The 945-nt window shown below is 45.0% G+C and carries 2 protein-coding genes; one reads left to right on the top strand and one right to left on the bottom strand.

The features are described from left to right. A partial coding sequence (locus GMD4S_RS12355; protein WP_000629541.1) for a threonine--tRNA ligase occupies positions 1–597 on the top strand: 597 nt, incomplete at its 5' end. Between the two features lie 153 nt (positions 598–750). Here GMD4S_RS12355 and GMD4S_RS12350 read toward each other — a convergent pair. Then, the coding region (locus tag GMD4S_RS12350; protein ID WP_000223644.1) for an ATP-binding protein at positions 751–945 on the bottom strand (195 nt) is incomplete at its 5' end.

Here is a 945-nt window from a genome sequence, read left to right as displayed (position 1 = left end):
GCCCTTGATGAAATGGGTGTTGACTACTTTGAAGCTGAAGGTGAAGCAGCATTCTACGGACCAAAATTGGATATTCAGGTTAAGACAGCCCTTGGAAAAGAAGAAACCCTTTCTACCATCCAGCTTGACTTCTTGCTTCCAGAACGCTTCGACCTCAAATACATTGGAGCTGACGGTGAAGAGCACCGTCCAGTTATGATCCACCGTGGAGTTATCTCAACTATGGAACGCTTCACAGCCATCTTGATTGAGAACTACAAGGGTGCCTTCCCAACATGGCTTGCACCACATCAAGTGACCCTCATCCCAGTATCTAACGAAAAACACGTGGACTACGCATGGGAAGTTGCTAAGAAACTCCGTGACCGCGGTGTCCGTGCAGACGTAGATGAGCGTAATGAAAAAATGCAGTTCAAGATCCGTGCTTCTCAAACCAGCAAGATTCCTTACCAATTGATTGTTGGGGATAAGGAAATGGAAGACGAAACTGTCAACGTTCGTCGCTACGGCCAAAAAGAAACACAAACTGTCTCAGTTGATGACTTTGTTCAAGCTATCCTTGCTGATATTGCCAACAAATCACGCGTTGAGAAATAATACTCTTCGAAAATCAAATTCAAACCACGTCAACGTCACCTTGCCGTACTCAAGTACAGCCTGCGGCTAGTTTCCTAGTTTGCTCTTTGATTTTCATTGAGTATAAGAGCCTAGCATAAAAGCCTCCATTCGGAGGCTTTTTCTCATTTATGTTTACTCAATAACGAGCTTCACTTCAGCGAATTTGATCCGTACGGTTGTTCCTTTTCCAACCTCAGACTCGATACGAATCCGGTGCCCCAGTTCTTCAGAAATTTTCTTGGATAGATAGAGGCCAAGTCCAGATGATTGCTGGGTCAAACGGCCATTGTAGCCTGAAAAACCACGTTCAAAGACTCGGAGGACATC

The organism is Streptococcus sp. GMD4S, from assembly GCF_000296955.1.
Note: the sequence above shows the minus strand (reverse complement) of the source record. Positions and strands in the feature narration are given on the sequence as shown.